This is a genomic window from Dellaglioa sp. CoH-55-MRSF-9 (assembly GCF_056782155.1).
On sequence record NZ_JBXAYG010000004.1, the window covers coordinates 144560 to 152407 of the forward strand.

The 7848-nt window shown below is 34.7% G+C and carries 5 protein-coding genes and 1 pseudogene; 2 read left to right on the plus strand and 4 right to left on the minus strand.

Annotation, left to right across the window (positions count from 1 at the left end):
* Positions 1 to 94: 94 nt before the first annotated feature.
* The 3 genes from AC1RPV_RS05865 to AC1RPV_RS05875 are packed head-to-tail and all read right to left on the minus strand — an operon-like array spanning position 95 to position 3711.
* Positions 95 to 2023, minus strand: a complete 1929-nt coding sequence (locus AC1RPV_RS05865; protein ID WP_409022421.1) for a PTS fructose transporter subunit IIABC — start codon at positions 2021 to 2023, stop codon at positions 95 to 97.
* 24 nt (positions 2024 to 2047) lie between these two features.
* Positions 2048 to 2959, minus strand: a complete 912-nt coding sequence (pfkB, locus tag AC1RPV_RS05870; RefSeq protein ID WP_481761717.1) for a 1-phosphofructokinase — start codon at positions 2957 to 2959, stop codon at positions 2048 to 2050.
* Positions 2956 to 3711: a DeoR/GlpR family DNA-binding transcription regulator gene (locus tag AC1RPV_RS05875; protein WP_481761718.1), complete on the minus strand. Its 756-nt coding sequence runs from the start codon at positions 3709 to 3711 to the stop codon at positions 2956 to 2958. Before AC1RPV_RS05875 ends, pfkB begins: the two co-directional genes overlap by 4 nt.
* A gap of 194 nt (positions 3712 to 3905) precedes the next feature.
* Between AC1RPV_RS05875 and obgE the strand changes: the two genes are divergently transcribed.
* Together obgE and AC1RPV_RS05885 are read left to right on the plus strand one after the other, a co-directional pair.
* A complete protein-coding gene (gene obgE, locus AC1RPV_RS05880) occupies positions 3906 to 5222 on the plus strand; it encodes a GTPase ObgE (protein ID WP_409022424.1) in 1317 nt (438 codons plus the stop codon).
* A gap of 81 nt (positions 5223 to 5303) precedes the next feature.
* On the plus strand, positions 5304 to 7214 hold the full coding sequence (locus AC1RPV_RS05885) for an acyltransferase family protein (RefSeq protein ID WP_481761719.1): 1911 nt from the start codon (positions 5304 to 5306) through the stop codon (positions 7212 to 7214).
* A 126-nt stretch (positions 7215 to 7340) separates the two neighbouring features.
* Here AC1RPV_RS05885 and AC1RPV_RS05890 read toward each other — a convergent pair.
* Positions 7341 to 7763 (minus strand): annotated as a pseudogene (locus tag AC1RPV_RS05890) (transposase); the annotation flags it as partial.
* Positions 7764 to 7848 lie beyond the last annotated feature (85 nt).

The window sequence follows — 7848 nt, forward strand, 5'->3', positions numbered from 1 at the left end:
TGACAGAGATTTATGTCATTAAGGACTCCTTTTTATTTTAAAATAAAGAAGAGCTATCAGGTATTATCCTGATAGCTCTTCAAAGTTAAACGAATTATTTCTTATTTTCTTTTGCAACTGGACGCCAGATACCGAGGATAATCCCTGCAACTGCAGCACCAATTAAAACAGAAAGTAAGTAGAACGTTTTATTTGTAGCTAAGGCAATTACCCAAAGACCACCATGAGGTGCAGGAACAGAGACGTTCCAGAATTGACTTAAACCACCACCGATTGCAGCACCAATTACACTTGATGTAATGACGTGTAATGGATCTGCTGCTGCGTAAGGAATAGCACCTTCAGTAATAAATGAAATACCAAGAATGTAGTTTGACAAACCGGCTTTTCTTTCATCTTCAGAAAATTTATTTTTCCAGAATGTTGATGCAATAGCTATTGCAAGTGGAGGAATCATACCACCAACCATAACAGCAGCCATCATTTTACCATCACCAGTAGAAGTGAAGACACCAATTGAGAATGTATAAGCTGCTTTGTTAAATGGACCACCCATATCGATAGCCATCATAGCAGCAAGAATTGTACCGATTAAGACGGCATTGGCTGTTCCCATATGAGTTAAGAAATCTGACAAGACATGATTAATTTGTGCGAAGATAGGATTAACCATAAAGAACATAATCGCGCCGACAATTAATAAGGATAAAATAGGGTAGATTAGGATAGGTTTCATCCCATCTAGTGATTTTGGTAAGTTTTTAAAGAGTTTTTTAAGACCGACAATAACATAACCGGCAATAAAACCAGCTGCTAAACCACCTAAGAAACCAGAAACAGATTCAGTTTTAATAACATTTGCGGCAGCAAAGTTAGCCATGTAACCACCAACAATACCAGGCATAAGGGCAGGACGATCACCAATACTCATAGCAATAAAACCGGCTAAGATAGGTACTAAGAAAGCAAATGCATAATTACCAATTCCATTTAAGAAGATAAAAGTTTGTGAACTTGAGCCACCGGGAACGTATTGTTCAACGATGAATGAGAGTGCCATTAAGATACCGCCACCAACAACAAATGGTAACATGTGTGATACACCGTTCATTAAGTTCTTATAAATTTCATTCCAAACACTACCAGAGGTTTCTTCATCATTTTCAGCAGCGTCGGTTCCTTTAGCATGATAAATAGGTGCTTTTCCGTTTACTGCGGCAGTAATCAATTCTTCGGCTTTTTTAATACCATCGGTAACAGGACGGTTAATTAAAGGTTTGCCATCGAAACGATCCATAGCAACTTTTTTATCAGCGGCGACAATGACACCAGACGCACGTTTAATTTCTTCGTCAGTTAAACGATGCTTAATACCTTCTGAGCCATTTGTTTCAACTTTAATGTCAACGCCCATCTCTTCAGCTTGTTTGATGAGGGCAGCTTCAGCCATATAAGTATGAGCGATACCAGTAGGGCAGGCTGTTACAGCGACCACGTATGGATTACCTGATGGTTTAACATCAGTGTTTTTAGCAGCAAGTTGTGCAGCAGCTTCTTTTGCTTCTTTTTCATTTTCAGCGGCAGTGAAGGCAGCTTGAACCTCATCTGGAGTTGTGACTGTTTTTAATTTATCAACTAAATCGGGATTAATTAATAGACTTGATAAAGCAGCTAATGCTTGTAAATGGGCATCGTTTGCACCTTCAGGAGCAGCAATCATGAAAAATAAAAATGTAGGTTGACCATCAAGTGAATCATAGTCAAGTCCTGCTTTACTTTTAGCAAATAGGACAGTAGCACGTTTAACAGCTTTATTTTTTGCATGTGGCATGGCAATACCTTCACCGATACCAGTAGTTGATTGTGCTTCACGTTTTAGAATGTCTTGTTTGTAAAGTTCCTCATCATCAATCACGCCAGCCTCAAAGTATTTATGTACCATTTCATCAATTGCTTCGGCTTTTGTTGTTGCTTGAAGATCCATAATCATGACATCTTTAAGTAATAATTCATTTAAGTCCATAGTGTAAAACTCCTTTTATAATAGTTAGATTTTCTTAATATCAATTTGTGGTAAAATTTCGTTAATTTTTTCAATAGTTGCAATATCTTCAGAAAATGCAGTTGCGGAGCCACAAGCTAGTCCATATTTAAAACTTTCAATAGGATCATTAGTTTTTGCAAAGGTACCTGTAAAACCAGCAATCATTGAATCGCCAGCACCAACTGAATTAATAACAGTCCCTTTAGGCGCATTACTTTGGTAAACAGCATCTTTAGTAATCAATAGGCCGCCATCGCCAGCCATTGAAATTAAAACATGTTGTGCACCTAATTCTAATAATTTTTGACCATATTTCACAATATCGTTGATACCGTTTAAAGTAACATTGAATAATTCGGCTAATTCATGGTGATTTGGTTTCACGACGAGAGGTTTTTCACTAATTGTTTTCAATAGTGCTTCACCAGTTGTATCAATAACAAATTGTGCGCCTTTAGAACGAATTACTTTAATTAATTCATAATAAAAATCTTGAGATAGGTTAGGAACTAAACTACCAGCTAAAATGACAGTATCATCAGACGTCAATGTTTCAAATTGCTCATTGAATAGTTTAAGTTCATCATCTGATATTAGAGGACCCTTACCATTTATTTCGGTTTCTTGGTCAGCTTTTATTTTAATATTAATTCTAGAATCAGCTTTTATTTTTGTAAATTGAGTATCTAGGTGATTAGCTATCATAGCTGACTTAATAAATTCACCTGTGAATCCACCAATAAAACCAAGTGCTTTATTAGGTTGATTCAATTCATTTAAAATTCGGGAAACGTTTATACCTTTACCACCTGGTAATTTTGTATCATAATCCATCCGATTAACTTCGCCAAGCGTTAACTTATCTAGTTGAACGATGTAATCAATAGAAGGATTTAAAGTTACTGTGTAAATCATTGTTGTACCTCCAAAATTTTTGTTTGTGTTTTATAATTTTCAGAATCAGTTACCGGCAATTTATCAGTGATAATTGTAGCCTGATTAAGATCTGCAACTTTAATGAATGAAACTTGGTTAAATTTTGATTTGTCGGCTAAAACATAAGTTTGTCGACTTTGATGAATTGCGGCCAGTTTAACTGCGGCTTCTTCAGGATCTGGTGTGCTAAATCCAAATTTATTGTTAATTGAATTAATACCGAGAAAGACTAAATCAAATTGAAGGTTCTTGATTGATTTAATACTATCAGCTCCCACAATAGCCTTTGTATTAGCTTTAACTTGACCACCGATGACGATTGTTCTAATATCATTTTCAGAAAGAGAAAGTGCATGATTAACACCGTTTGTAACAACAGTTAGATTGTTAACTAACTTAAGATAGGGAATCATTGCGAAAGTTGTACTACCAGCATCAAGAAAAATCACATTATTAGGTTTGATTAAATTTGCAGCAGCTTTAGCAACTGCTATTTTATTTGGCGTATTTAATGAAAATTTTTCTTCTAAATTTGCTTCAACTTTTAATGATTGGATGCTTTGTGCACCACCATGAACTCTTACTAATTCACCATCAGTTTCAAGCTGCTGTAAATCGCGTCGAACAGTTGATTCTGAGACATTTAATTTATGACAAATATCTTGTAACTTAATATAACCATGTTTGTCAATTTCAGAAATAATATATTGGCACCTTTCAATTGTAAGCACTTTCTCAACTCCTTATAAATAAAATACCACCAAAAACATTCAAAATCAACCAAAAACATTCAAAAATACCAAAAAAATTTGAAATATGAGAAATTGGCTTGAATTTTTAAAAGAGTTAAGTAAATACATAGACAAATGACTTTTTCTTCTTTAAAATAGTAAGTTAGTAGTCAACGGAAAGAATAGGTGATCGTATGTTTATAGATCAAGTTACAATTGAAATAAAAGCAGGTAAAGGTGGCGACGGGATGGTAGCGTTCCGTCGAGAAAAATATGTACCTAATGGTGGACCAGCCGGTGGTGATGGTGGCCGTGGTGGTAGTATTGTATTTGAAGTAGATGAAGGATTAAGAACTTTAATGGATTTTAGATACAGTAAACATTTTAGAGCTGAATCTGGTGAAAAAGGAATGATTAAAGGGATGCACGGACATGGTGCACCTGATAAAAGAGTTCAAGTACCAGAAGGAACAACAATTAAAGATGCTGAAACAGGAGCAGTAATCGCTGATCTCGTTCATAAAGGAGATTATGCTGTTGTTGCCAAGGGTGGTCGAGGTGGTCGTGGCAATATTAGATTTGCTAGTCCTAAAAATCCAGCTCCAGAAATTTCTGAAAATGGTGAACCTGGAGTAGAACGTAAAATTCAACTTGAATTAAAAGTTTTAGCTGATGTTGGGTTAGTTGGATTTCCATCTGTCGGTAAGTCAACGCTTCTTTCAGTTGTGACAAGTGCCAAACCTAAAATTGCAGATTATCATTTTACAACGTTATCACCTAATTTAGGGATGGTTCGTTTAGATGATAACCGTGATTTTGTTATTGCTGATTTACCCGGATTGATTGAAGGGGCTTCAGTTGGCGTTGGATTAGGAATTCAATTTTTACGTCATATTGAGCGGACACGTGTTATTCTTCATTTAGTTGATATGAATCCTGAAGAAGGTCGTGATCCGTTTGACGACTATCTTAAGATTAATAAAGAATTAAAAAATTATGACCCTGAATTACTTGAACGTCCGCAATTAATTGTGGCAAGTAAGATGGATATGCCAGGGGCTGCAGAACAGTTAGAAGCATTTAAAAAACAATTGGCAGAAGATTCTACAGTGGAAGAAACACCTCGTGTATTTTCTACTTCTTCTATTACTCGTGAGGGACTACAAACCTTAATGAATGTAGCTGGTGATTTATTGGAAGAAACACCAATGTTCCCAGCACTAAACTTGAAAGAACAAGAAGCACAACAAAAAATCTATGATTTCGAAAAAGAACAAGAAAAATCTGCACCTGATTTTGTTATTAATAGGGATGAAGATTTAACTTGGGTTCTTTCTGGAGAAAAATTAGAACGTCTATACCAAATGACAAATATGGACCGAGACGAAAGTTTGATGCGTTTTGCACGTCAACTTCGTGGTATGGGTGTCGATGATGCTTTACGTGAACGTGGTGCTAAAAGTGGGGATATAGTGAGAATTGATAAATTCTCATTTGAGTTCGTTGAATAATTCGGAATATTAATAATTTACGGTTACGCTATCAGCAAATAAAAGGGTAATTTATATAAGATAAGAGGAGAACGGAACAAGATGGATAAGAAAAAAAGATTAAAAAAAGCCAGATATATTACTGGCTTTGATGGCGTGAGGACATTGGCTGTTATTGGGGTTATCCTTTATCACCTCGTGCCATCTAGTCTACAAGGTGGATACTTAGGTGTACCGATATTTTTTGTTGTATCGGGTTACTTGATTACTGATTTACTTAATCAGGAATGGGAACAAAATAAAAAAATTGATGTTCTAGGCTTTTATATTCGACGGGTTCGACGACTTTATCCAGCGTTATTGACGATGTTGATTGCAACTATTGCCTATATAACACTATTTCAAAGAGAGTTATTGAAAAATATTCAAGAAATTTTCGCATCAAATTTGTTATATGTTTATAATTGGTTTCAAGTTTTGCACAAAGAATCATATTTTGATCATTTCGGGACGCCATCACCATTTACGCATCTTTGGTCGCTATCAATTGAAGGTCAGTACTATTTTTTCTGGCCTATTATAGTGGCGTTGCTAATTGTGTTTTTAAAACGAAAAGAACGGATTTTTAATCTTATCTTTATCTTAGCTTTTATTTCCGCATTAGCGATGGCCTTCTTGTATAAAGCAGGATCTGATCCAAGTCGTGTCTATTATGGAACGGATACAAGAATGTTTTCAATTTTATTGGGGTCAGCACTTTCATTTATTTGGCCAAGCAGTTCTTTAAAAAAGGAAATTTCAAAAAAAGGCCGATTTGTTTTAGATGCGTTAGGTATAGTATCGCTCATAACAATTATTAGTTTGTTTTTGACTATGTCAGATCAAAGTTCGCTTGTTTATCGTGGAGGGATGTTTTTCTTTTCAGTTTTAGTTATGATTTTTGTAGCTACAATTGCACATCCTGGAGCGGATATGAACAAAATTATGACAAATCCTGTTTTTACTTGGGTTGGTAAGAGAAGTTATGGCATTTACCTATATCAATTTCCAATAATGGTATTCTATGAGTCAAAGATTCAGAGTATAGGTGATCATCCATGGCTAAACGCGCTAATTGAAATATCTATCATTTTATTAGTGAGTGATTTGTCATATCGATTCTTAGAAAGACCTCTACAAAGATTTAATTATAAACAAACATTTACATTTATTAAAGAAACCTTTACAAAGGATATTAAAAAAACTCGTCAAAAATTTTCTATTATTGTGGGTGCATTAATAATTGGTATAGCGTTGTTTGGAATAATTAACGGACCAAGTCTTTCAATTACTGGAGTGAATGCTTTACAGAATACTATTAGTGAGAATGCTAAAGTAGCTGATAAAAAGAATGCTGACGCATTAAAAAAACCGAGCTCGTCTAGTTCTAAGAAAAAACAATCAAGTAGCAAAAGTGCTTCTAAAACTAGTTCTTCAAAAGTAGTTGCTGAAAAACAAAGCCCAACATCATTAACAAAGGCTGAGACAAAAAAAGCCTCAAGCGTATATGCAACGGCAATTGGTGATTCTGTATTGGCAGATGGAGAAAACATATTACAAGATGATTTCCCACATATGTATGTTGATGCAAAAGTCGGTCGTCAGGTATATACAGCTGCTGATGATATTAGGTTGTTGGCTAAGCAAGGTAAACTTCAAGATAACGTTGTTATTGGTTTAGGGACAAATAGTCCATTTACAACCGATCAGTTTGACGATATTATGAGTGCAGTTGGTTCGGGGAAACAAGTTTACTGGATTAATGTACATGTCCCAACAAGGCGTTGGGAAGGTACCGTTAATAGCATGTTGGAGACACAAAAGAAAAAATATTCAAATTTGCATATAATTGATTGGTATTCATATAGTAAGGATCATACAGAGTGGTTTTATGATGATAATGTTCATCCAGATCCCGATGGTTCAAAGTATTATGCAACGTATATTGCAAGACAATTAATTAAAAATATGTAAAATACTTAAGAAGCCCTACAAACTATGGTTTGTAGGGCTTCTTATTTTTGGGTCTGCGTCAAATAGTGTTGGTGAGACGATAAACGTCTAATTTAATTAAGGGAAATCCAAAAGGATTTCCTTTTTTTAGTTATGAATTAATAAAATTCTTTCAAATAGATGATGCCAGTTTCTGAAACCGTAACAGCTACGTTTAAGTGTTTTAATTTTTCGGTTAAGTCCCTCTATAGGGCCATTTGAATATGGTGAAGATAAACTATTTTTAATATAATGCTGATTCTTTTTAAAAGTGGTTATTACAGTATCCATTTCACTGTTATTAGGTTGATAGTCTTCTAATAACTGAGTTAAATTAGAAGTGTCGGCTTTATTGATAGCTAATAAAATATCTTGATATGTTTCATAGACTTTTTTGAAGTTAGAACTTTGTTCTAATCCTAAATCAACAACATTCTGTTGCGTCATATATTCTTTCGTACTAAAAAAATAAACAGATTTTGAACTTTCTAGTTCTGTTTCTTGTTTGTGAAAAAGGCGCCACTGAGTTTTTAAAGCTTTGTAATAATCCCTTTATGGTTGTCAGATGAAATAATATAATTTCATCCGATAATCATGGAGGGATTTTTGTATGTCC